Origin of the sequence: Nocardioides caldifontis, assembly GCF_008087345.1 — a bacterium.
GTDB classification, from domain to species: Bacteria; Actinomycetota; Actinomycetes; order Propionibacteriales; family Nocardioidaceae; genus Marmoricola_A; species Marmoricola_A caldifontis.
Genome location: NZ_VHIB01000001.1, coordinates 498,536 through 522,411 on the forward strand (window position 1 = coordinate 498,536; position 23,876 = coordinate 522,411).

The following is a 23,876-nucleotide window of genomic DNA, read 5'->3' on the forward strand; positions in this document are numbered from 1 at the left end:
GCGGCTCTCTACCTTGGCCACCCCTCGGTGGTTGCGTGCCTCCACCCTTGATCCCGCGGGGCCGGTCCGCGCCACTGCGGCTTGCTGCAATGCGAGAACCGGCGGAAAGGCGCATACTGCGCTTAGTGGCTACTCCTATAGATGAGTAGAACACTGGTACGGCGGAGTGTCAATGGGGTGTCGCAACGGCTGCCGTCCACCGATGCCACACGCGTGGAATCTGCATCTCTGGCAGGTACTCGGCCGATTCAGCGTCCTCGATCTCCACCCAAGCGTTCTGAACCTGTGCGACGTGGCGTCGTGACTGAGGTCGACCAGGCGCTCGAAGGCTGCGCAGAAGTCCTCGCTCGACGGCGCGTCAGGCCGTTGGCTGGCCGCTTTGGTTGCCTCGTTGCCAGGCAGAAAGCATGCCGAGCGCAAGTGCACCCGCCAGCACGATCGTTCGCCGCAAGCCGCTTTCTCTGCACCTCGGCCGTCTGGGCGGCGCGGCTCACACAAGGGGTCACGAAGCAGGGCGATCCCAAAGAATGTGCTGCAGACGAGGGTCTCCCTCGTACGTCGGACTCGCGCCGCGATCCGCGCGCGGTCGTACCGATCGGTGATGACGGAGGCTGACCGTCGTGAAGCCGTACCGCATCCGGTTCACGGCCGAGATCGGCTGCGACTTCCCGCTGTCGGGCGACCCCGGTCAACCCTCCCAGTCGACGGCGGCCGCGAGGACTTGGAGGCTCTAGAGAACGTGCTGCCTATCTCCGCCGACCTTCGCCGCCACATCCTAGGTTGGGTGAACCGCTACTACCGGTATGACGGGGGCGCCCACGACCTGGACATTTGGGACTTCAACAGTCGCAGTACGCACCTGGACAGAGGGTCGCAGAACGAGCTGGGGTCGGCTTACCGAGTCCACTACCGCTTCATGTTCACATGAGGACGCGACAAGTGGGATACCCCTTGTCTAGGACGCGGCCTGCCCCGGTTGAACCGCTTCGTATCGCCCGCTCGTAGCCCAGTTAAACGCAAGGTCGACCCGCAGGCGGTCGAGCGCCGCGTGCACTTCACTCGAATGCGGCTCTCATCGGACATTCGCTGGCACGGTCATGCCGACCTGGTGACTCGGACTGTAGGCATAGAGAAGCGTTCGCTAGGATCGCGGTGACGATGTATGCGCCCCGAGTCGCTGCCTGCTGACGAAAAATAGTGATTGACAAGCGCGACGTGACTGAATGTAATGATGCGAGCCGCGTACGGCGACGAGGTCGCCATCCGGTCATCGACGTCCTCCTCATCTTCCTGGAGTAGAGATGGCAACTGCGACACCCTTTCTGACCGCACGTACGACGGAGAGCGCACGATGAACCGCGCTCGTAGAGGCACTACAGCAGGCCTCAGCCGGCGCGCTCTACTGCAGGGCATCGGGTTCGGCGCCGGCGCGCTGGCGCTCTCCGCGTGTGCCTCACGGACGGAGGGGTCGTCAGCCGGCAACTCGGCCACCCAGGGTCCCGGGGGCATCGAATTGGCCCGCCCCGGCTCGCCGGTCAGCCTACCGCTGTACGACGACAACCAGGCCATCAAGTCGGGGCTGAACCCCGAGTCGGGTCCGCTCAATGTCTACTGCTGGACTGGAACGATCCCAAAGAAGACCTTCACGTCGTTCGAGGAGAAGTACGGCGTGGAGGTGAGGCCTACCTTCTACGGCGCGCCTGATGAGGCCCTCCCCAAGATCCTTGCGGGTTCCATCAATTTCGACGTCTACGAGTGCTCGATGGAACAACTCCCGATCTTCGTCGCGAATAAGGTCATCCAGCCGGTCAACCACTCCTATCTGACCAGTTACAAGTCGAACGTCTGGGACTCTTTGCAGAGTCCTTGGTACGACGCTGACGCGTCCTACACGACTCCCGGTTCCTACTGGAACACCGGCATCGCCTGGCGTGAGGACCTGCTCCCTGACTGGGATCCGGCTTCGATGGACAACCCCTACGACGTCTTCTGGGAGCTCGACGGCATCGCAGGGAAGGTGCAGTGGTACGACTACGTCCGCGACGGCCTCGGGATGATGATGATGCGCAACGGCGTGTCGGACATCAACTCCACGGACCAAGCGGATCTCGATGCAGCTGTCGACGCGTTCCGCGAGCTCATCGACCGGACACGAGTTCGGCTGGGCACCGACGCCTACCAGACACTGGCCCAGGGCACGAACTGGATCGAGCAGGCCTGGGGTGCCGATATCTACTTTGCTGAGTTCTACATCCCGAAGGAAGTCGACCCCAAGGTGCTGAAGTTTTGGGCGCCCGATGAGGGCGCCATCGTCACCTCGGACACCTGGGTAATCAGCCGCAAGGCCAAGAACCCTGTGGCCGCACACCTGTGGATGAACCATCTCCTCGAGCGCGAACACGCGGTCAACATGGTGCAGTACTCCGGGCTTATCACCCCGATCGAGGGCATGGAGACGGAGAACGTGATCGCCGAGGGGCTGATGAGCGAGCGGTTGAACACCGCGCTCCCCTCGCGGCAGCAGATCGAGAACGGCGTCTACCACGCGCCTCTCAGCAAGGAGGGCGAGACCGCGTGGCAGAACGCCTGGCTGGCCGTGAAGTCAAACGCTTGAGGTCACGTCGCGACCCGGACTCGGCCTATCCCCGAGGGTTCTGGCATGCGCTGGGCGCTCCCGGGTTCGCCTGGTTCGCCTTCTGGGTCCTGGTGCCGGCGTACACGATCGTGGCCGTCTCCATGGGCTACGTCAGCGACTCGATGTTGCCGGTGCCCGAGTGGGACCCGCGGTACTGGAACCTCGAGACACTGAGGATGGTGCTGGGTGAGATGGCGCCTGGCGGCGTCTTCGCCAAGGTCGTCACGAACACCGTCACCTACGTAGCCGGCGCGATGGTTCTGTGCGTGCTCGTGGGCTATCCGGTCGCTTACTACATCGCGAAGCAGGCCGGGAGGTGGAAGGTGCTCTTGATCGTCCTGCTGACCATCCCCTTCTGGACGAGCTACCTCATGCGGATGCTGGCGTGGATCGGGCTGCTGGCCACCGACGGCTACGTGAACCGTCTCCTGATGGGTGTGGGAATCTTGGACGGCCCGTACGGCTGGCTCGAAGGGCAGTCGTTCGTGGTGGTGATCTCGTTGGCATACGGTTACCTGCCCTACTTCATCCTTCCTCTGCTCGCCTCACTCGATCGGATCGACGATCGGCTGATCGATGCGGCAAAGGACCTCGGGCTGGGGAAGGCGGGGGCCTTCTTCAAGGTCATCCTCCCGCTGAGCAAGATGCCGCTGATCGCGGCGTGCACGGTGATCCTGCTGCCGATGTGTGGGGACTTCTACACCACCACCCTGATGTCCGGTTCGCCGGCAACGGCGATGATCGGCAACCAGATCCAGGTCCTCGCACAAGGCGGGCCTCAGCAGAACGTCGGTGCCAGCTTGGCCCTCTTGCTCCAGCTCACGTTGATCCTGCTCCTGTCCTTCTACCTCTATGCCTCGTCCAAGTCGAACAAGGCGGTGCCGGCGTGACGACGGACTCGAAGCGCAAAGGGATCCGACTCCCGAGGCCGCTAGCCATCTTCGTGTGGGCCTACATGGTCTGGAACCTGCTCCCTGTGGTGGCCGCCATGGCCTTCTCCTTCAATGCGACGCGCTCGAGGAGCCAGTGGCAGGGCTTCTCGACGCAGTGGTGGAGCGGGACCCCTCTGTCGCTGTTCGACAACGAGGAGTACACCGCGGCGCTCAAGCACAGCCTCGAGCTGGCAGCGATGACGACGGTGATCTCCACGGTGCTGGGGACACTGCTGGCTCTCGTCGTCACCCGGATTCGGGGAGTGGCGAAGCGCCCGGTCAACTTCATCCTGATGATCCCGATCGTCACCCCCGAGCTGATCCTCGCGGTGGGGCTCTACTTGAGCTTGACCTTCATCACGGTGTGGCCGTTCTCCGTGGTCGAGTTGGGGACGCCGGCACAGGTCGTAGGACAGGTGACCTATACGGTCGGCTTCGTCGTCGTAATCATCCGGGGGCGCATCGCTGTGCTGGGCGACGGCTTGGAAGCGGCCGCTCGCGATCTGGGGGCGGGACCGATCGCCGCGCTAGTCCTCGTCCTCTTCCGGTTGCTCATGCCGGCCGTGCTGGTCGGCGCGATGATCAGCTTCGCCTTCTCGATCGACAACTTCGTCATCACCCAGTACCTATCCTCTGACTCCAGCACGGTGTCGATCCCGATGTACCTGTACACCAATGCGCGCGGTGGGAACACCACGCCTGCCCTCAATGCACTCGCAACAGTCCTGGTCGTGACCACGTTGCTAGCCGTCGCCCTCGCATCGCTCCTGTACCGGTGGGCCACCCGTCGCGAGTCTGTTGCATCTGATGTCACCGGCACTGTCGCGCTGAGCGCTTAGGAGATTGATTCATGGTCAACGGCGAACTCGTACTCGAGGGGCTCACCAAGACGTATGGCGATCACGCTGCAGTGGACCGCCTCGATCTCCGCGTGGAAGCGGGTGAGTTCTTCTCGATCCTCGGCCCATCCGGCTGCGGGAAGTCCACCACGCTGAAGATCGTGGGTGGCTTCGTGTCCCCGACCTCCGGCCGGGTGTTCATTGACGGCAACGACGTGACCTGCCTCCCGCCGAACCGGCGTTCAGTCAACACGGTGTTCCAGAACTACGCGCTGTTCCCGTTCCTCACGGTCCGGCAGAACGTCGCCTTCGGCCTCAGACGTGCTCGAGTTGGCAAGCGAGAGCTCATCCGGCGCGTCGACGAGGTGCTCGAGCTCGTGCAGCTGTCAACGTTCGGCCACCGCAACCCCTCGGAGCTCTCGGGTGGTCAGCAGCAGCGGGTTGCCCTCGCCCGGGCGCTGGTGCTGCGCCCCGACGTCCTCCTGCTCGACGAGCCGTTGAGCGCCCTGGACGCCAAGATGAGGCGTCAGCTGCAGGTGGAGCTGAAGGAGCTCCATCGAGAGGTCGGGACGACGTTCGTCTACATCACCCATGACCAGGAGGAGGCCATGACCATGAGTGATCGGATCGCGGTCCTCCAGAACGGGCGGCTCGAGCAGGTCGGCGCACCCTCGGAGGTGTACGAGCGGCCGCAGACCCTCTTCGTCACCCAGTTCATGGGCATCTCGAACATGCTCCACGCCACCGTCCTCCCGGCAAACGCTGGATGGGTCGCTCGCATCGGAGATGCGGAGTTCGCGATGGCCGGGTCGCCGCCGGTCTCGGGGACGGTGCAGCTGTCCATCCGCCCGGAGCGTGTGAGGCTGGGGGGAGCCGGCAGCGCCGGCGCTCTGAGCGGTGTCATCGTCGATGTGTCCTACGTCGGCGCTGCCACCCACTACAGAGTTGCGTTCGAGGCCGGCATGACGCTCCAGGCGGCGGTGCCGAACGACGGAGTCCACAGTGTGAGGAACATCGGTGAGAGGGTCTCGGTCGACCTCTCGCCCGAGGACTTCCGCCTGATCGGTGAGCAGCAACTCGCGGAGGCTCCTGCAAACGACACGGACGTCGTCTCCGTGGGCTAGAAATGCGATCGACAGTGTGGGCACCTGCGCTCGGTCTTGGGCCCACACGACCCCTCGAGATGCGAGTGACGGAGCGACCTGTGAACCCAGCACTTCCACCGCGCCTCGCGATGGCGTACGAACCCGCATGGGCTCCCTCGCGGACGTCTTTCGACTCCCTCGACACCGAGATCATCCGGATCCTGCAGAGCGACGGTCGGGCCAGCTCGATGGACATCGCGCGCACGCTGGACGAGCCGGTCGCGACGATCAGGCGCAAGGTCGGCGAGCTCATCTCGAGCGGAGTCGTGAAGATCCGAGCAGTGACCCACCCGAGTGTCCTGGGGCTGCGGTCGATGTGCCTGGTCCTCCTCCGCGTGAAGCCTGGCTTCTCGGCGTCCGAGTTCGCGGCGTCCCTGGTGGAGGTCCCGCAGATCGACTACGTCGCGACCTGCCTGGGCCGGTTCCAGGTCGTCGTCGAGATCCTGGCGCGCGACCCGCGCGAGATGGCCGACGTCATCGAGACGAGGCTCCAGATGGCCCACGAGGTCGAGTCCCTCGAGGTGTCGCCGTACTTCCAGCTCCACTACCTGCAGCCGGACTTCACGCGGCCGGCCGAAGGTGTGCCTGCAGTCGGTGAGCGAGCGGAGCCACTCGACGGGACGGACAGCCGTATCGTCGCGGCCCTGAACCGGGATGGCCGCCGGCCGTTCGGCTCCATCGGTGCCGACCTCGAGATGTCGGAGTCGCAGGTCCGCAAGCGGGTCACCAGGCTCGTCAATGCCGGGCACCTTCGGATCATGGGCGTCATCGACCCGATCACGCTCGGCTTCCGCACGAGCGTCTGGATCTTCGCGACTCCGGCCACCGGCACAACCTTCACGGAGCTGGCCGACGCCTTCGCTCAGATCCCCTCGGTGACGTACGTGGCGACCGCGGCGGGACGGTGGACCGTCCTCGTTGAGGCTGTTTGTCGCGACGAAGCCGATGTGCTCCGCATGTTGGAGGAACGGGTCGTGACGATGGGGACCCTCGCGAGCTTCGAGACGGCGATCGTGCGCAACATGTACTACAACATCCCGTCGGCTGCCGAGTAGCGAGCCCGGTCGGTCTCGCGCCACCGCCGCGTCCAGGGTGCGCCACAACGCCCCGGCGCGCGCTCACGGCCCGGACCCTGCGTCGAACGCTGCGTGCCACTCTCTGGCGGGAAAATCCTGCTCAACGACGAATAGTACCGACTGCTGCCGATGCGAAGACGTAAAGTGCGTATTGACAGCGCAACGTATGACGGATTCTAATGGTCACGATAACGCGATCGACGAAATGTGGGAGGAAGCGAGCGTGACTGAGAGAACCGCAGAGGTCGCAGGTGCTGGGCTCGCTGGGCTCACCGTGGCCACCGCGCTGGCTCAGCGTGGGTGGCAGGTGCGGGTGCACGAGCGGGGGAGTGCCCTCCGCGAGATCGGCGCCGGTATCTTCCTCTGGGAAAACGCCCTCCGAGCCATCGAGTCGATCGGCGCCTTCGACGAGGCAACCCGTCGCGGGGAAGCCATCCGCTCCTGGAAGCTGTACGACGAGCGCGGCAGGTGCATCCAGGACGACTGGATGAAGTCCGAGGACACCCGTCTCTACACCGTTCTCAGGACCGACCTACATGGTGCGTTGGCCAATGCCGCTCGCGATGCCGGCGTGGAGATCCTCACCCGCTCGAACGTCGTGGGAGCCCATGAGGACGGTCGCCTGGTCATCGACGGTGGCGAGTCCGTCTCCGCTGATCTGGTCATCGGCGCCGATGGCGTGTTCTCACCGGTCCGCCGCGCCCTCGGCCTGGACCTCGAGGTGCGCGACCTGCGTGACGGTTGCAGCCGGCACCTGATCCCCCGACTCCCTCACGACCCGGTCAACAACACGTTGGAGTACTGGAACGGTGCGCGACGCGTCGGTGTTGTGCCGGTGACCCCCGACCAGGTCTACGTCTACCTCTGCTGTCCTTCGGGCGACCTGGCCGGTCGGAGGACGCCCCTGGACCGGGGGAGCTGGAAAGCGTCGTTCCCCCAGCTGGCCAGCATCATCGACCGCATCCCCGAGGACGCGCGTTGGGCGTCCTTCTCTGACGTCAGGTGCCACTCGTGGGTTAAGGGCCGTGCCGCGATCGTCGGCGATGCTTCGAACGCGATGTCGCCCAACCTGGGCCAGGCCGCTTGCCTCGCGATCACCAACGGCTACCTCCTCGCGCAGGTGCTTCGCGAGATCGAGTCGATCCCGGACGGGCTGCTGGAGTGGCAGCGGCGACAGCGACCGGTCACGAACGCGACGCAGCGCTACTCGCGTCTCTACGGCCGGGTCGGGACGCGTTGGCCCCGTCCCGCCGCGGACCTCAGGTCCGCCCTCGTCAAGACAGCCGGGCGGTCACGCCGTTGGCAGGAACGTGTCAACCAAGCCGCACATGCAGGGGCCCAGGCCGTGCGAGCCGTCTCCGACGGTGCCGGCACGCCCAGGAACACCAACTAGCGAGGACCGGAGAGAACCCATGACATTCACTCGAGACCAGCTCACGGCGGAGCTCAAGGACGCCATCGCGAACGACCGCGGGCTTCCGGTGCACTGGTACAACGACGATGCGGTCCTGAACCACGAGCGGGAGCTGATCTTCCGGAAGTCGTGGTACCACGTGGGGCATGTCGACCAGCTCGCCAACGTCGGTGACTTCCTCACCGCCACGATCGCTGAGGCCTCCGTCCTCCTGACCCGCACCAAGGAAGGGATCCGCGGCTACTTCAACACCTGCCGGCATCGCGGGCACCTGGTCAAGAGCGAACCCGCGGGGAACGCTCGCAGCCTGCTCTGCCGGTACCACGGCTGGAACTACGAGCTCGACGGGTCACTGCGCAGCGCACCTTATGCCCAGGACGAGGTCGGCTTCGACAAGTGCGCGTTCTCCCTGACCCCGATCAAGGTGGACTTCTGGGGCCCGCTCATCTTCGCCAACCTCGATGTCAACGCGCCGGCGTTCATGGAGCGCTTCCACGAGCTGCCCGAGCAGGCCGCGAAGGAGGGGTGGCAGATGGGAGACGGCTTCCGCCGGGTCCCCCGCGAGCCGTACACCATCGAGGCGAACTGGAAGCTGGTCATCGATAACTCGATCGAGTGCACGCACTGCACGTTGACCCACCCCAGCTTCGCGCGTACGTACAACGTGAAGATGCCGGTGTACCAGTACCACGCGTTCGAGAACTACTCGTACCAGTGGGGCCCCGCCCAGGTCGAACAACGGATGGGCAACTACCAGCAGTGGTACATGTTCCCCAGCACCATTCCGGTGCGTGCAGGCGGACTCGTCTACGACGTCTGGACCTTCGCCCCGGTGAGCGCGACGACGACGCAGGCGGTCGGCACCCACTACTTCCACGAGTCGGTCACAGATGCCGAGATCGAGGCCTACTACGCGGGCTACTCGACCATCACCGCTGAGGACCAGGACGTCATGGAGAACATGCAACGCGGCCTCAACCCCTCCTACTCGGGTCCCCCGAACCGGAACCTGGTCAAGGGTGGGGAGCAGCTGCTCCAGCACATGCAGTCGCTGATGCTCAGCGGCTTTGAGGGCGCCTGAGCGTCGTTGCTCGTGCCGACCAGCAGCGTCGGCACCCTCGGGAGAGCGGATGACATGCAAGACCTACAACGACTGCGCACTGCGCCCCTCGACGTCCTGACGGTCGAGGCACCCCTGCTGCTGGTCGTGCGGCGGCGGGAGGAGATCGCCGACGGAGTCGTCCGGTTCCACCTGGGTCGCGCCGATGGTGAGCGGCTGCCCGAGTGGTCGCCAGGCACGCACATCAGCCTGCAGCTGCCCAGCGACGTGCAGCGTCAGTACTCGCTCTGCGGGGAACCGAGCGATGCGGAGACGTGGTCGATCGCCGTCCAGCGCGATCAGAGCTCTCGTGGGGGTTCGGTGTGGCTCCACGACCATGTGGCTCCGGGCGCTGAGCTCGAGGTGACGCACGTGCGCAACAACTTCGAGCTAGAGGTCGCGCAGAAATACATCTTCGTCGCCGGGGGGATCGGCATCACGCCTCTCGTGTCCATGGTGCGTGCAGCCCGCGCGGCCGGCGCGCCCTGGCGCATGCTCTACGGCGGGCGGTCCCGAACGTCCATGGCGTTCCTCAATGACTTCTCCGCACGTGCAGAGGTCGAAATCCGTGCCGAGGACGAATGCGGACGGCCGGATCTGGTCGGTTACCTCGGAGAGCCGCGCAGCGACACTTTGATCTACGCGTGCGGTCCGGAGGGGATGCTGGATGCCCTTCGGGAGGCGACCTCCGACTGGCCCGCCGGGTCCCTGCGGGTCGAACGGTTCACGGCGCCTGAGGCAGGCGAGGAAGCCGGGTCGTTCGTCGTCGAGCTGGCGCAGAGCAAGAAGGAGCTCGAGGTAGGCCCGGAGCAGTCGATCCTCGACGCTGTGCGGGCGTCAGGCGTCGATGCCATGTCCTCCTGCGAGGAAGGCACCTGCGGGACCTGCGAGACCCGCGTCCTTGCGGGCGTGCCGGAGCACCGGGACGTCGTGCTCAGCGAAGCCGATCGCGCAAGCAACCGCTACATGATGATCTGCGTCTCGAGATGCCGAGGTGAACGTCTTGTGCTCGACCTCTGAGGAACGACGGGAGGGCCCCGCATGAGTGCCCCGAGAAGCACGCTCTTCCGGTCCGATCACGTCCTCACCCTGGGTGAGAACGAGATCGACGGGCCGGGCGGTGTCGTCGTCCGCGACTCCCGGCTGTCCGCGGTCCTCACGGTCGACGAGCTGGCGAGGACCGAACGGTGCTGGGATGACGTCGTGGACCTCGGGTCGCGCACCTTGATGCCCGGGTTCGTCGACCCTCACGCCCATGTGGAGGTGGCCTCCAAGGCCAGTCGCCAGATGGTCGATGTCCGCGCCCCGGCGTGCCCCGACGTCGCTTCGGTGCTCGCGACGCTGCGCGAGCACCGGGACCAGGCGCGGGACGGTTGGCTGGTCGCCCAGGGCAACCTGTTCTTCGACCAGAAGCTGCGCGACCGTCGGTTCCCCACGCGCGAGGAGCTCGACACCGTCTGCCCCGGACTCGCCGTGGTGATCAGGGCGGGTGGCCACCTGAGCATCCTGAACAGCAAGGCACTCGAGCTGGCCGGGATCGACGAGGACTTCAGGTCCGTCGACTACAGCGTCACCGGGAAGCCGTCCGTGCAGCGCGACGCCCACGGGCGCCCTACCGGCGTGGTCTCCGAGATGGACAAGCTGTTGCCACTGCCTGGGCTGCGCGTGGACGAGGAGCGCGACGCCGTCGAAGCCGGGGTGCGGGAGCTCTTCACCGCGCACGGGGTCACCACCCTGGGTGAGATCTCGGACACGGTGGAGGGAGGGCTCCGCGCCTACGACGACGCCATCACGGCCGGTCGGCTCAAGGCGCGCATCCACGTTTACCTGTGGGTGCCCGGGTCGGTCACCCTCGACGAGGCGTGTGACCACCGACGATGGGCCCAGCTCCGATCTCCCGACGACATGCTCTCCATCCAGGGCGTCAAGGTGTTCGCGGACGGGGGCTACTCGGCGGCTCGCGCCGCCCTCACCCGGCCGTACGCGACCGGTGACGGGCACAACTGCGGGGAGATCGCATTCTCGACCGAAGAGATCGTGGAGATCGCGCAGCGCACGAATGCAGCGGGGCTGCAGCTGGCCATCCATGCGAACGGCGACCACGCCCAGCTCCACGTGTGCGACGCCTTGGAGAAGGCGGCGCTCCGAGGCTGCCCGCGGATCCGACTCGAGCATGCTGGAAACTTCGTGCCGGACTACGACGAGCTGAGCAGCGCGTGGCGACGGGCCCGGATCGTGCCGGTGCCGCAACCGACCTTCATCCACAACTTCGCCGAGTTCCTCCCTGAGTACCTGGGTGAGTACTCCCGCAGCCGGCAGTTCCCCCTCCGCCGGCTCCTCGATGACGGCTGGCCGATCTCCGGGAGCTCCGACGTGTGGGTCGGTTCGGAGATCGGACAGACCGATCCCTTCCGGTCCATCGCCAGCTGCGTGGGTCGCAGGACGTTCCACGGCGGGACGCTCAACCTCGATCAGGTGGTCACCGTGCGCGAGGCCCTCCGGATGCACACGTTCGGCGGCGCCCACGCGATGCAGCAGGAGACGACGCGGGGGACCCTCGAGGTCGGCAAGCTGGCCGACATGATCGTCCTCGACCGCAATCCCCTGGCGGTCGGGGCGGACGAGCTCGCAGACATCGCCGTCGAGAGGGTCTACCTCGGCGGCGACCTGATCCACGACATCAGCTGACCGGACGGCGCCGCCGTACCCGGGAGACGACATCACACAGCGAAGCCCTGACAGAGGAGAACGATGAACCACGCCGCCGAGTTCGAGCGACTCACCGGGACGTACTTCCGCGAGGGCAAGTACGTCGTCAGCGAGACGTCCCAGCATCAGCCGGTGCTGGACCCCGCCACGGGGCAGCAGGTCGGATCCTTCCCGTCGGTGACCCCCGACGAGGTGGACGCGGTCGTGACGGCGGCGAACCAGGCCCAGAAGGAGTGGTGGAGCGCCAGCGCGCTCCATCGTGCCGAAGCAATGCACGCCACAGCTCGTCGGCTTCGGGAGCTGAAGCCGGTGGTGGCGGAGCTGCTCACGAGGGAGACCGGCAAGCCGTACAAGGAGAGCGCTGACGAGGTCGACTGGTCGATCAGCGCGATCGACTACTACGCCGAGCTCGGCAGGCACTCGGTCGGTTCGGTGCTGGGCCCCTCGATCGCCGGCCAGATGCACTACACGCTCAAGGAACCGATGGGCACGGTCGTCGTCATCCTTCCCGCCAACTTCCCGCTGCTGCTGCTGATCTGGGAGGCAGCAGCGGCACTGGCGGCCGGGAACTCGGTGATCGTCAAGCCGTCGGAGTGGGCCTCGCTGACGACGCTCAAGTTCATGGAGGTCTTCGACGACCTCCCGGCGGGGCTGGTCCAGTGCGTCACCGGGGGCGGAAGCGTCGGTGCCCAGCTGGTCGAGCACCGCCACACCCATATGGTCGGCTTCACCGGGAGCGTGCCGACCGGTCAGCGGATCGCGAAGGCGTGCGCGGAGCAGTTCAAGCCCTGCCTGATCGAGGCCTCCGGCAACGACGCCTTCATCGTCACTCCGAGTGCCCCGATCGAGGTGGCCGCGCGCGCCGCCACCTTCGCGGCCTTTTTCAACTGCGGGCAGGTGTGCACCTCGGCGGAGCGGATCTATGTGCACGAGGACGTCCACGACCGGTTCGTCGAGCTGTTCGTGCAGGAGACCCGCAAGCTCCGCATCGGCCACGGCTTGGACCACGTCGACGTCGGACCGATGGAGCACGCCGGCGAGCGTGACCGCTTCGAGGGGATCGTCGCGCGTGCCGTCGAGCAGGGGGCGAAGGTCGAGATGGGTGGCGGACGTCCCGCTGACCTCCCCGAGGAGCTCTCCGGCGGCTACTTCGTGGAACCCACCATCATCACCGGGGTGACCCCCGACATGGACGTGGTGAACAACGAGGTGTTCGGCCCTCTCGCCCCGATCGTGAAGGTGTCGAGCGTGGACGAGGCGATCGAGCTGACGAACAGGTCGGCCTTCGGACTGGGGGCAACGGTGTACACGACGGATGCGGCCGAGATCCACAAGGCGACGAACGAGATCGTGTCCGGCATGGTGTGGATCAATGCGCCGATCCTCGACAACGACGCCGGCCCGTTCGGTGGACGCAAGATGTCCGGCCTGGGCCGCCAGCTGGGCGCAGAAGGGTTGGACACGTTCCGACACACGAAGCTGGTGATGGTCGACCCGCTCGCGTCCGAGCACGACTTCTGGTGGTTCCCCTACTCCACGGACGAGGCATGGCAGCAAGCCTGACGCGGTCGACGGTGAGGTCCTGAGCGCTGATGACATTCGTTATCACGCAGGGGTGTTGCAACGACGCCTCCTGCGTCCCGGTCTGCCCCGTGCAGTGCATCCGCCCGCGCCCGGGGGATCCAGACTTCACCACCACCGAGCAGCTCTACATCGACCCGGCGAGCTGCATCGAGTGCGGCGCGTGTGCCTTCGTCTGTCCGGTGGAGGCGATCCACCACGACGCGGCCGTCCCGGCACCGCTCGCGGACGCCATCGGCATGAACGCGGAGTACTTCGCGACGGATCCGCTACAGGACGTGGCACCGCTTCCGGTGGAGCGTCATCGGCTTCCCTCCGAGCATCCTGAGCTCAGCGTCGCGGTGATCGGAGCCGGGCCGTCTGCGATGTACGCCGTCGAGCAGCTGAGCGAGATCGTCGGAGTCTCCGTGACGCTCGTGGAGCGCACACCGACACCGTTCGGACTGGTGCGCTCGGGAGTCGCTCCCGACCACGACCGGACGAAGCGTATCGGCGACCGCTTCTCACGCGTGCTGCGGCGTCCCAACGTCACGTGCCTCTTCAACGTCGAGGTGGGGCGTGATGTGTCGGTCGCCGAGCTGTTGGAGCACCACCACGCTGTCATCTGTGCAGCAGGAGCCTCCGACGACCGCAAGCTGGGCATTCCGGGGGAGGACTTGGAAGGCTCGGTGTCCGCGCGCGAGCTCGTCTCCTGGTACAACGGCCATCCGGACTTCGCCGAGCGGCACTTCGACCTGTCCGGCAAACGAGCCGTGATCATCGGCAACGGCAACGTGGCACTGGACCTGGCGCGCGTCCTGACTCAGCCCGCGTCGGCCTATGAGCGCACTTCCGTCTCCGACGTCGCGCTCGAGGCTCTTCGCCGGAGCGCCATCGAGGAGGTCGTGGTCGTCGCGCGACGCGGCCAGGCCTTCGCCGCCTGCAGCACTGCCGAGCTGCTCGCGCTCTCCAAGCTGCCGGGCGTCGACCTGCTCGCGGACGCCGCGGAGGTGTCGGTCACCGACGACGAGTTGGAGGCGGCGAGCGTCGGGGGCAGGTCGGCGGCTCTCGCGCGGCGACGGGCGATCGTCGAGGCCGCCGCGAAACGCACCCCGACGGCGCCACGCCGGATCGTGATGCGCTTCCGCCTCGCCCCGACCGAGCTGACCGGGGCTGGCGATGGCACGGTCTCGGCTGTCGTCCTGTCACGCCCGGACGGACGGTCGGAGACGCTTGAGACGTCCCTCGTGATCCGGGCGGTCGGGTTCCGAGGTCGAACCGTGCCGGGGTTTCCCTTTGACCCCTCCGCCGGCGTCATCCCCAACGATTCCGGACGGGTGTTGGATCCGGAGACCGGAGAGCACGCGCCCGGCTTGTACTGCACCGGCTGGATCAAGCGTGGCCCGTCGGGGGTGATCGGAACCAACCGGACCGACGCCGCCGAGACGGTGACCTCGCTGCTCGACGACGTGGCAGCAGGGCACGTCGGCTCCCCGACCGGTGACCTGGCCGACCTGGTCGATCTCGTCCGGACGCGTCAACCGGAGATGGTGGACCTCGTCGGGTGGCAGCGGATCGAGGAGACCGAGGTCGGCGCCGGGCGAGCGAGCGGACGCACGCGGGTGAAGCTCCTCACCTACGAGAGCCTGGTGACCACGGCACTGCGCACGTAGGGACCGGCTGGAAGCTCGGATGTGTCGCGCCGACGACCGACGGGACCGGCTACGGCAACGGCGCGAGGACCACCGGATCGTCCACGGCAACGGTCCCGGGCTGCACCACGTCGGCGTACATCCCGAAGAGCACGGCCGGCCCCCACTCGGTCGCAGTCGGACCGCGGAGCTCGCGGATGCGGCGCTGCACCTGGAGGCCGCGATCGGCGTCGTACGGCCTGTGCTCCACCGCGAGGCAGCGCGGGATCCCGCCGCGCAGGCGCAGCCGGCAGCCGCCCACCTCGAGCACGCGGTCAGCCCACTCGTCCTCGATGAACGGTCGGTCGCCCACCTCGAGCGTGACGTTGAGCCTGAACCGACGTGGGTCGACCGGGCGGCCGTCCAGCTCAGCACCGAGCGCGCGCAAGGAGGCCGTGGACTGGAGCGTCAACGGGTGGACGTCGAAACCTCCGCCCGGCTCCGCGCACCGCGCAAGGCGCAGGGACCTCCCGGCCAGCTCAGACACCAGCTCGTCCCACGGCCCCGGCGCCCAGTAACCGTCGACCAGGCGTTCGTCGAACTGGAATCGACGCTTGGGGCCGACGTCCCGAACGACCGCTGCGCACTCTGCGATGTCGGACCGGCCCATGGAGAAGACTCCGGTGGCCGGGTCGTACGCCGTCCAGTACGCGAGGAAGACCGCGTCCTTCGGCACCGAGTAGAGCTGCTCGTCGACGTCGACCAGGAAGAACTCACGGTTGCCCACGATGCCGGTCGGCGACACCTGGACCGCAGGGACACTGCGGAGAGCGAACCCCTTGGTCGCCGAGACATCCAGGCTCGCGACGGACCCGACGGTCCCGTTGGCCGGCCCCGGCGGGGCGCCGCCCGGTCGGGTGCTCCGCGACATGGATGAGCTCCTCGCCACTCGGACACTGAGCCTGCCCGGTGCGCAGACGCCTGGATGGTGCACCCCCAGTATCTCGCCATCCGTGGCCCGCGGGGTCAGCAGGCCGTTGGCACATCGGACAGGGTCGTCGGGCGATTCGACCGATCGACGGATGGCGCGGGCGCGGTTGCTCGGCCCCCGGTCACGTCGCGTGCAACAGACGCCACGTCTTCAGGGCCATGTAGAGCTCGGCCTGGACACCGAAGTCCCGCAGATCGACTCCGGTGAGCTCCTCGATCTTCCGGATGCGGTAGACGAGCGTCTGCTTGTGGACGTCGAGGCGCCGCGAGCCCTCCTGCCACGAACGGTTGACCTCGAAGTACACCTGCAGCGACCGCAGGAGCTGGGCATCGTGCGCCTCGTCGTAGTCCAGGATGGGCCCGAGCAGCTGCCGGACAGCGACCTCCCCCTCGGCGACCGTCCGAGGCATGAAGTACGAACCTCGTGCGCCGTAGACCGCGGTCGCTTCTCCCGCCGCCACAGCGCCCTCGAGTGCCCATCGAGCCTCGCGGACCGCGTCGGAGAAGCGCGTCGGCGAGGAGAGCGGCTGGCTGGCACCCATGCTCATCTCGAGGTGGTCCAGCTTCAGGCCTTCCTGGTAGACGGAGTCCTCGAGCATCACCAGGTGCGTCTCAGCCGCGCAGAGGTAGAGATGAGGCCACGGCACGAACTCGAGCGCATCGGTGAGCGGGTTGGTCAGGGTCCCGTTCGCAGTCGACTGGGAGGCGCCTCCGGACCACGCCGTGACACGCCACGGGCCGGTGCCGAGCCGGTGCGCTCGTAGCTGCGCCGAGGCCGCCTCCGGGCCGATGTTTCCGTCGAGCATGCGCCTGGCGAGCACCGTTCCTCGCTCGCGAGCCCGTGAGGCCTTGGCCGCGCGCCGCTCCACCTCGAGCTCGACGATCATCGCTGCATGCTGGGCGACGATGAGGTCGGGCGCGTCTCGCCCCTGTTTCTCGCGCACGACCAGCCCTGCCGAGTCGCTGGTCCCCACGGGGAGGAGCAGGACCGACATCCCACCCTCGGTCAGCCGGTTGAACGCCGGTAGTCGACCATCCTGGGCCCTGACTCGTTCAAGTGCAGCGCTGCGCACCGCCTCGGACAGGGGACGTCGGACCGGCATCAGCTCACGGCCGTAGGTGAGATCGATGACGTGCAGGTCTGCGTCCAGCTCGTCGCCCAGCTCCGCCAGCAGGCCGCCCGACGTCGGGGCGCGATGTGAGCGCCGCAGGATATCGTACAAGCGCAGGACGCGGGCGGCCCGCCCGTTGCCTCGTCCGTTGGTCGCTTCGGCGACGACGCGGGCGATCGTGACGAACGGAACGCTCCGCGCGGTCATCAGGACCGGGAAGCCGAGCTCCTCGGCGGTGTCGATCGCCTCCTGCGTCAGGGGTGGTGCTGCGAAACCTTCGCCGAGCGCCAGTCCGGCGATGTTGGCAGCGGCGAGCTCTCGGATGAAGGACACCTGAGCCTGGGGTTCGGCCGGGAACCCGTAACCGTCCGTCATGAGCAGGTCGCCGCTCCCGAGCCAGTTCCACGGGTCGGGGACCTCACACGTGTGCGCCCAAGCAACTGCGCGGTCGAGCCCTGAGCTGCCAGCCACGATCCTGGTCCGGAGCAGCGGATCGCCGATTAACGACTCGACGGTCAGGTCCATCGAGTCATCCTACGAACGGGTGCGCACCGAGTCGGCAGGACGCGGAGCGGTTCCCGGCCGCTCGACGCTCATGACGCCGCCCATCCCGGCGTCACGGGTAGAGGCCGCGGATCTGGTGCGCTCGCGCCACTCGATCCACCGCGAGGCACGTGGCTGCTGTGCGCAGCGACACGTCGAGCCGGACGGCATGGCTGCCGACCGCGTCCCAGGCTGCGAGCATGCGCTCAGCCAGTCTCGCTTCGACCTCGGCCTCGCTCCACCAGTAGGCCTGGTTGGCCTGCACCCACTCGAAGTAGGAGACGATCACTCCTCCTGCGTTGGCCAGGATGTCCGGCACGACCAGTTGGTCGTTCTCGCGGAGGACCGCGTCGGCTTCCGGCGTCGTCGGTCCGTTGGCCCCCTCCACGACGATGCGCGCCCGGATGCGGTGAGCGTTGTCGCCGTGCAGGACGCCTTCAACGGCCGCCGGCACCAGCAGGTCGACGTCTGCCTCGAGGACGGTGTCGTGGTCGACGGCGGAACCACCGGCGAAGCCCAAAACCGAGCCGGTCGCCCCCACGTGCGCCGCGAGCGCGTCGACGTCGAGGCCGCCTTCCTCAGCCACTGCGCCGTGCTGGTCGGACACGGCCACCACGCGGACGGCCTCGTCGGCCAGGAACCGAGCGACATGGCGACCGACCTTGCCGAACCCCTGGACCGCGGCGTTTGCTGTTCTCGGCTTCAGGCCACGTGTGCGCAAGGCGGCCAACGCCACGTGCACGACGCCGCGCGAGGTCGCGGTGGCACGACCTCGAGAGCCTCCGAGCTCGATCGGCTTGCCGGTGGCCACGCCCAGGACGGTGTGGCCCTTCTGCACGGAGAAGGTGTCCATCATCCACGCCATCGTCGTCTCGTCGGTGCCGACGTCGGGCGCCGGGATGTCGCGCTCCGGTCCGAGCAGCGGACTGATCTCGCTGGTGTAGCGACGGGTCACTCGTTCGAGCTCCGCGGTGCTGTAGAGGGTGGGGTCGATGCGCACACCTCCCTTGGCACCGCCGTACGGCACGTCGAGGAGCGCGCATTTCCAGGTCATCCACATCGCGAGTGCTCGCACCTCGTCGAGCGTCACGTCGGGCGAGTAGCGCAACCCGCCCTTGGCGGGGCCGCGCGAGAAGTTGTGCTGCACCCGGTGCCCGATCAGCAGCTCGGTGCGGCCGTCGTCGCGGCGCAGCGGGATGCTCACGGTCACTTCACGCCGTGGCGTGGCGAGCATATGGTGGAGCCCCTCGTCGTGACCGAGCAGGGCGACCGCTTCGCCGAGCTGTGTCAGAGCGTCGTCGAGAGGCGTCGCGGTGCTCACAGGGCGGCTCGCAGGTCAGCGGGCCCGGCTGCGCAGGTTGCTCGCTCGGCGAGCTCGACGACGTTGCGCAGGAGCATCGCCCGGGTCATCGGCCCGACTCCGCCGGTCGCCCTCGTCCACTTCCCTGCGACACCTTCGACATCCGGGTGCACGTCGCCCAGGATTCCCTCGACGGTGCGGGTGATGCCGACGGAGAGCACCGTTGCGCCCGGCTTGACCCAGTAGGGCTTCACCAGATGGGCCACGCCCGCCGCGGCGATCACGACGTCCGCGACCCGGGTGTGGGCTGCGACGTCGACCGTCGCCTCGTTGACCAACGTGACCGTCGCGTGCTCGCTCGGCCGAGTGAGCATGAGACCGAGAGGGCGCCCCACGGTCGTGCCGCACCCGATGACACAGAATTGGGAACCGGTGATGGGGACGTCGTTCCCCCTCAGCAGCTCAAGGATGCCCTGGGGAGTGCAGGGCAGCGTGCCGGGCTGGTTCAGCACGAGCCTTCCGAGGTTCACGGGGTGGAGGCCGTCGGCGTCCTTGTCGGGATCGACGGCTGCCAGGATGGTGTGGATGTCGAGGTGAGCGGGGAGAGGGAGCTGGACGATAAAGCCGGTGCACCGCCGATCCTCGTTGAGGCGGTGAACGGCTCCTAGGACGTCGCTCTGGGAGGCATCAGCAGGAAGTTCGAGCCGCAACGACTCGATCCCGACCTCGGCGCAGTCGCGGTGCTTGCCGGCGACGTAAGAGCGGGATCCTGCGTCGTCCCCGACCAGGATCGTCCCCAGCCCGGGGCGTCGTCCCGCCGCAGTCAGGGCGGCGACCCGGTCGCGCAGTGACTTCTTCACTCGGGCGGCTGCGCGCCTGCCGTCGATGACGATGGCCGTGCGATCCAATTCCGACCTCTCTCATTCGCCCAGTTCCGGCAGCATGGGCGGTCAGCCAAAGGTCCACGACGTGTCCGCGGGCACGCCACTAGTCGATCGCACAACCCGCCCTCGCGCGTTCCCTCTCGCGACGCATGGCAGGAGGGCTCGCGCCGGATGCACGGTGGCTGTCGGAAGGAAGGTGGCTCAATGGGAGTGCAGCAACAGCTTCCCGCTCGAGCGCAGGTCGTGGTCGTGGGCGGCGGCATCATCGGGACCAGTACCGCCTATCACTTGGCTTGCCGCGGCTGGACCGACGTGGTCCTCCTCGAGCGCAACACCCTCACCTCGGGCACGACCTGGCATGCGGCCGGCCTCGTCACGCAGGCGCGGGGGACGTGGGGAACCCGCGAGGTGGTCCAGAGAAGCCTGGACGTGTTCCACAACCTCGAGCAGGACACCGGCTTCTCGACCGGCTTCGTCAGGACCGGCACGATGAACCTGGCTACCTCGGCGGACCGCCTCGAAGAGCTGAGGCACCTCGCGAGCGTCGTGCGCGGCAACGGCATCGAGGCGCAGCTGCTCGACGTCGACCGCACCCTCGAGCTCCACCCGCTCCTGAACCCCGACGGGCTGCTCGGCGGCCTCCACTTCCCCGAGGACGGCCGCGGCAGCGCCAGCGACACGACGATGTCGTTGGCCCGGGGAGCGCGGAGCCGCGGCGTCCGGATCGTCGAAGGCGTGGTCGTGACGGACGTCCTGACGCAGGGCGGACGCGTGACCGGCGTGCGCACCAGCGCCGGTGAGATCGAGGCCGAGTACGTCGTCAACGCCGCCGGCATGTGGGGGCGTGAACTAGGTGCGCTGGCGGGGGTGGACGTGCCGCTCCAGGCACTGGCGCACTACTACATCGTCACTGAGGCCATCGACGGGCTGCCGCGGAACCTGCCGACGGTCAAGACCGGCGACGAGTACGCCTACGTGAAGGACGAAGCCGGCGCCTTGATGATCGGGTTCTTCGAGCCCGGCAGCTACGCGTGGGCCTCGGACCACATCCCGCGCTCGGACGGGTTCATTCAGCTGCCGGAGGACTGGGACCATCTGGGCCCGTTTTACGAGGCGATGATCAACCGCGTCCCCATCCTCGCCGACGCTGGGATCCGGTTGCACTTCTGCGGCCCCGAGAGCTTTACCCCCGATGGTCAGTACCACCTGGGCGAAGCGCCGAACCTGCGCAACTTCTTCGTTGCTGCAGGGTTCAACTCCGTCGGGTTCCTGTCCGGCCCCGGCGCTGGATCGGTGCTGGCGGACTGGATCGTCGACGGCCGCAGCCCCCTCGACATGCCGGAGACCGATCCGGCTCGGGTGCAGCGGCACGAGACGAACCGCCGCTTCCTGGAGAGCCGAGTCGTCGAGTCGTTGGACGTCTCCTACGAGATCCACTGGCCCTTCCAGCAACGGACCACCGCACGCGAGCTTCGCGTGAGCCCGCTGCACGCACGGACCCGAGCGGCCGGTGCCGTCTACGGCGAGATGGCTGGCTGGGAACGCGCCAACTGGTACGCGCCGGACGGGGTCGCCCGGAAGTACGAGTATTCATTCGGCCGGCCCAACTGGTTCGAGCACTCGGCACGCGAGCACCTCGCCGTACGCGAGCAGGTGGGCATGATCGACACCTCCTCCTTCGGCAAGCTCCTCGTCCAGGGTCGAGACGCGGTTCACGTGCTCAACCGGCTCTCCGTGAACAACATCGACACAGCCGTCGGGAGGATCACCTACACACAGTGGCTGAACCAGCACGGCGGCATCGAGGCCGACGTCACGATCACGCGGGTCGCCGAGGACGAGTTCCTCGTGCTGTCGGGACCTGCGACCGTCAACCGCGACCTGGCGCACCTGCGCCGCAACATCGACCACGACGAGTTCTGCACCGTCGCCGACGTCAGTGGCACCATGGCGATGCTCGCGGTGATGGGGCCCGACGCCCGCCGCTTCCTGCAGCCTCTCACCGACGCGGACCTGTCGAACGAGGCGTTCCCCTTCGGTGCCTCACGAGAGATCGACCTCGGGCTGACCTACGTCCGGGCCACGCGGGTCACCTACGTGGGCGAGCTCGGCTGGGAGCTTCTCATCCCCGCCGAGAGTGCAGGACACATCTGGAACACCCTCCAGGACGCGGGCGACCCCTACGGACTGCGTCCTGTCGGCTACCACGCGATGAACTCGTTGCGGCTCGAGAAGGGCTACCGCAGCTGGGGGCACGACATCTCCAGCTGTGACGACCCGATCGGCGCCGGTCTGTCCTTCACGGTGAAGTGGGACAAGCCTGGCGGCTTCGTCGGACGCGAGGCACTGCAGAAGATCAAAGGTGCGGGGGTCACGCGGCGCCTGGTGCAGTTCGTGCTCGACGATCCCCTTCCGTTGCTCTTCCACGACGAGCCGATCTACCGCGACGGCCGCCTCGTCGGCCGCGTCGGCTCCGCGCAGTTCGGCCACACGCTCGGTGGCGCAGTCGCATTGGGCTGGGTCCAGGCCCCCGAGGTGGTGCCGCGCGGCTGGTTCGAGGCGGAGCCCTACGAGATCGAGGTGGCTGGCCGTCGCGTGGCCGCCCGCGCCTCGCTCAGTCCCCTGTACGACCCGAAGTCCGAGAGGCCAAAGAGTTGATGAGCGATGTGATCCTGACCGTTGCCTGCCGGGACCGTGAGGGCATCGTCGCCAAGGTCGCCGGGTTCCTGGCAGATCGAGGATTCACGATCCGCGACAGCCAGCAGTTCGGCGACATCGAGACGGGGCTGTTCTTCATGCGGGTGCACGCCGCCATGGGTCGGCGCTTCGACATCGACGAGCTCCGGACCGAGTTCGGCGCCGCCGTCGGCGACGTGCTCGGGGCGAGGTGGGCGGTCCACGATCCGGGTCGCAGGCACCGGATGCTCGTGATGGTGTCCCGGCAGGGACACTGCCTCAACGACCTGCTCCATCGGGTGCGAACGGGGTCCATGCCCGCGGAGATCGTTGCCGTCGTCTCGAACCACGAGGACTTCCGCGAGCTCGTCGACTGGCATGCCATCCCGTTCCACCACGTGCCCGTGACGGCGGCCACCAAGGGAGCGGCCGAGGACGAGCTGAGGAAGCTGATCTCCGCCTACGACGCGGACTCGGTCGTCCTGGCTCGCTACATGCAGATCCTGTCCGACTCGCTGTGCCGGGAGCTGGCCGGACGAGCGATCAACATCCATCACAGTCTGTTGCCGAGCTTCAAGGGCGCGCGTCCGTACGCCCAGGCGCATGCGCGCGGCGTGAAGGTGATCGGTGCGACAGCGCACTACGTCACCGCCGACCTCGACGAGGGCCCCATCATTGAGCAGGACTTCACTCGGGTCGACCACATGCACTCAGCGAGTGACTTGAGCGCAATCGGCCGTGATCTCGAAGCCCTTGCGCTCGCGCGGGCGGTGACCGCTCACGCCGAGCATCGGGTACTTATGAACGGCTCCCGTACGGTGGTTTTCCGGTGAAGGCGGTGGGACCCAGTTGGTCTGCTGGCGAGCCTGCTGGCCGAGCGGTAGTCGAAAGGCATGACGACCCGCCTCTGCCAAGGGACTCGGACTGAGTAAGGTGTCGGAGCTAGCCAGCTCGCTAGCGTACGAAGCGACTGTTTCCAACGGACATTTTCCGTGGCTAGACCCAAAAAGGGCGACGAATTCGTTCGAGTTGGAAACGGTGCCGACGCGTTCGCTACCATGCGCAGTGAACCGACTCCCGGCCGCGCCCTGAGGGGCTCGGCTCCATGCGGGCAAGAGGACGGCGGTCCCCGCTACCAGTACCAGTTGCGAACGGGGGATGCCGACGCGGCCGCACCGGATCTTCTCCGGTTGGTCTTATTGGCTCAACGCGAATAGCAATCCGGCCGTTCCGTAAGAACCGCAGACGTCGGTCCACTGAACCGGCGAGCCTCGGCGCGGTAAGACGACTGCTGACGGCAACGCTGACTGCAACGGTCCAGGAGAGCGGCG

General features: G+C 67.2%; 17 protein-coding genes. 13 read left to right on the forward strand and 4 right to left on the reverse strand.

The window, feature by feature from the left end:
* Nucleotides 1-1,351: 1,351 nt before the first annotated feature.
* The 11 genes from FIP57_RS10515 to FIP57_RS10565 all read left to right on the forward strand — a co-directional run bounded on the left by FIP57_RS10515 (nt 1,352) and on the right by FIP57_RS10565 (nt 15,082).
* Nucleotides 1,352-2,614, forward strand: a complete 1,263-nt coding sequence (locus FIP57_RS10515; RefSeq protein WP_162529753.1) for an ABC transporter substrate-binding protein — start codon at nt 1,352-1,354, stop codon at nt 2,612-2,614.
* A complete protein-coding gene (locus FIP57_RS10520) occupies nt 2,575-3,525 on the forward strand; it encodes an ABC transporter permease (protein ID WP_148573456.1) in 951 nt (316 codons plus the stop codon). Before FIP57_RS10515 ends, FIP57_RS10520 begins: the two co-directional genes overlap by 40 nt.
* A complete protein-coding gene (locus tag FIP57_RS10525) occupies nt 3,522-4,406 on the forward strand; it encodes an ABC transporter permease (protein ID WP_148573457.1) in 885 nt (294 codons plus the stop codon). Before FIP57_RS10520 ends, FIP57_RS10525 begins: the two co-directional genes overlap by 4 nt.
* Nucleotides 4,407-4,417: 11 nt before the next feature.
* Entirely contained in the window at nt 4,418-5,530 is a 1,113-nt protein-coding gene (locus FIP57_RS10530) for an ABC transporter ATP-binding protein (RefSeq protein WP_162529754.1), read from the forward strand.
* A 110-nt stretch (nt 5,531-5,640) separates the two neighbouring features.
* Nucleotides 5,641-6,606, forward strand: a complete 966-nt coding sequence (locus FIP57_RS10535) for an Lrp/AsnC family transcriptional regulator (protein WP_162529755.1) — start codon at nt 5,641-5,643, stop codon at nt 6,604-6,606.
* A gap of 37 nt (nt 6,607-6,643) precedes the next feature.
* The gene (locus FIP57_RS10540; protein WP_203231163.1) at nt 6,644-8,020 is read left to right on the forward strand and encodes an FAD-dependent oxidoreductase; all 1,377 of its coding nucleotides are present in this window, start codon (nt 6,644-6,646) and stop codon (nt 8,018-8,020) included.
* 19 nt (nt 8,021-8,039) lie between these two features.
* Nucleotides 8,040-9,122: an aromatic ring-hydroxylating oxygenase subunit alpha gene (locus FIP57_RS10545; protein WP_162529756.1), complete on the forward strand. Its 1,083-nt coding sequence runs from the start codon at nt 8,040-8,042 to the stop codon at nt 9,120-9,122.
* 12 nt (nt 9,123-9,134) lie between these two features.
* Nucleotides 9,135-10,160: a PDR/VanB family oxidoreductase gene (locus FIP57_RS10550; RefSeq protein WP_203231164.1), complete on the forward strand. Its 1,026-nt coding sequence runs from the start codon at nt 9,135-9,137 to the stop codon at nt 10,158-10,160.
* A 21-nt stretch (nt 10,161-10,181) separates the two neighbouring features.
* Nucleotides 10,182-11,828, forward strand: coding sequence for an amidohydrolase (locus FIP57_RS10555; RefSeq protein ID WP_148573460.1), 1,647 nt, complete (start codon nt 10,182-10,184; stop codon nt 11,826-11,828).
* A gap of 63 nt (nt 11,829-11,891) precedes the next feature.
* Nucleotides 11,892-13,412, forward strand: a complete 1,521-nt coding sequence (locus FIP57_RS10560; protein WP_148573461.1) for an aldehyde dehydrogenase family protein — start codon at nt 11,892-11,894, stop codon at nt 13,410-13,412.
* A gap of 29 nt (nt 13,413-13,441) precedes the next feature.
* Complete coding sequence (locus FIP57_RS10565; protein WP_148573462.1) at nt 13,442-15,082, forward strand: FAD-dependent oxidoreductase; 1,641 nt, start codon at nt 13,442-13,444, stop codon at nt 15,080-15,082.
* Nucleotides 15,083-15,131: 49 nt separating this feature from the next.
* Here FIP57_RS10565 and FIP57_RS10570 read toward each other — a convergent pair whose 3' ends face one another.
* The 4 genes from FIP57_RS10570 to FIP57_RS10585 form a co-directional block, all read right to left on the reverse strand.
* A complete protein-coding gene (locus FIP57_RS10570; protein WP_148573463.1) occupies nt 15,132-15,971 on the reverse strand; it encodes an MOSC domain-containing protein in 840 nt (279 codons plus the stop codon).
* A 181-nt stretch (nt 15,972-16,152) separates the two neighbouring features.
* On the reverse strand, nt 16,153-17,667 hold the full coding sequence (locus FIP57_RS10575; protein WP_148573464.1) for a PucR family transcriptional regulator: 1,515 nt from the start codon (nt 17,665-17,667) through the stop codon (nt 16,153-16,155).
* A 91-nt stretch (nt 17,668-17,758) separates the two neighbouring features.
* Nucleotides 17,759-19,006 (reverse strand): Glu/Leu/Phe/Val family dehydrogenase, encoded by a 1,248-nt coding sequence (locus tag FIP57_RS10580; RefSeq protein WP_203231165.1) that lies wholly within the window; start codon nt 19,004-19,006, stop codon nt 17,759-17,761.
* On the reverse strand, nt 19,003-19,893 hold the full coding sequence (locus tag FIP57_RS10585; protein WP_148573465.1) for a bifunctional methylenetetrahydrofolate dehydrogenase/methenyltetrahydrofolate cyclohydrolase: 891 nt from the start codon (nt 19,891-19,893) through the stop codon (nt 19,003-19,005). The genes FIP57_RS10580 and FIP57_RS10585 overlap by 4 nt, the downstream gene beginning before the upstream one ends.
* Before the next feature lie 180 nt (nt 19,894-20,073).
* Here FIP57_RS10585 and FIP57_RS10590 point away from each other — a divergent pair, with 180 nt between their 5' ends.
* Both FIP57_RS10590 and purU read left to right on the forward strand, forming a co-directional pair.
* Complete coding sequence (locus tag FIP57_RS10590; protein WP_148573466.1) at nt 20,074-22,527, forward strand: GcvT family protein; 2,454 nt, start codon at nt 20,074-20,076, stop codon at nt 22,525-22,527.
* Nucleotides 22,527-23,378, forward strand: coding sequence for a formyltetrahydrofolate deformylase (purU, locus tag FIP57_RS10595; protein WP_148573467.1), 852 nt, complete (start codon nt 22,527-22,529; stop codon nt 23,376-23,378). Before FIP57_RS10590 ends, purU begins: the two co-directional genes overlap by 1 nt.
* The last annotated feature ends 498 nt before the right edge of the window (nt 23,379-23,876 follow it).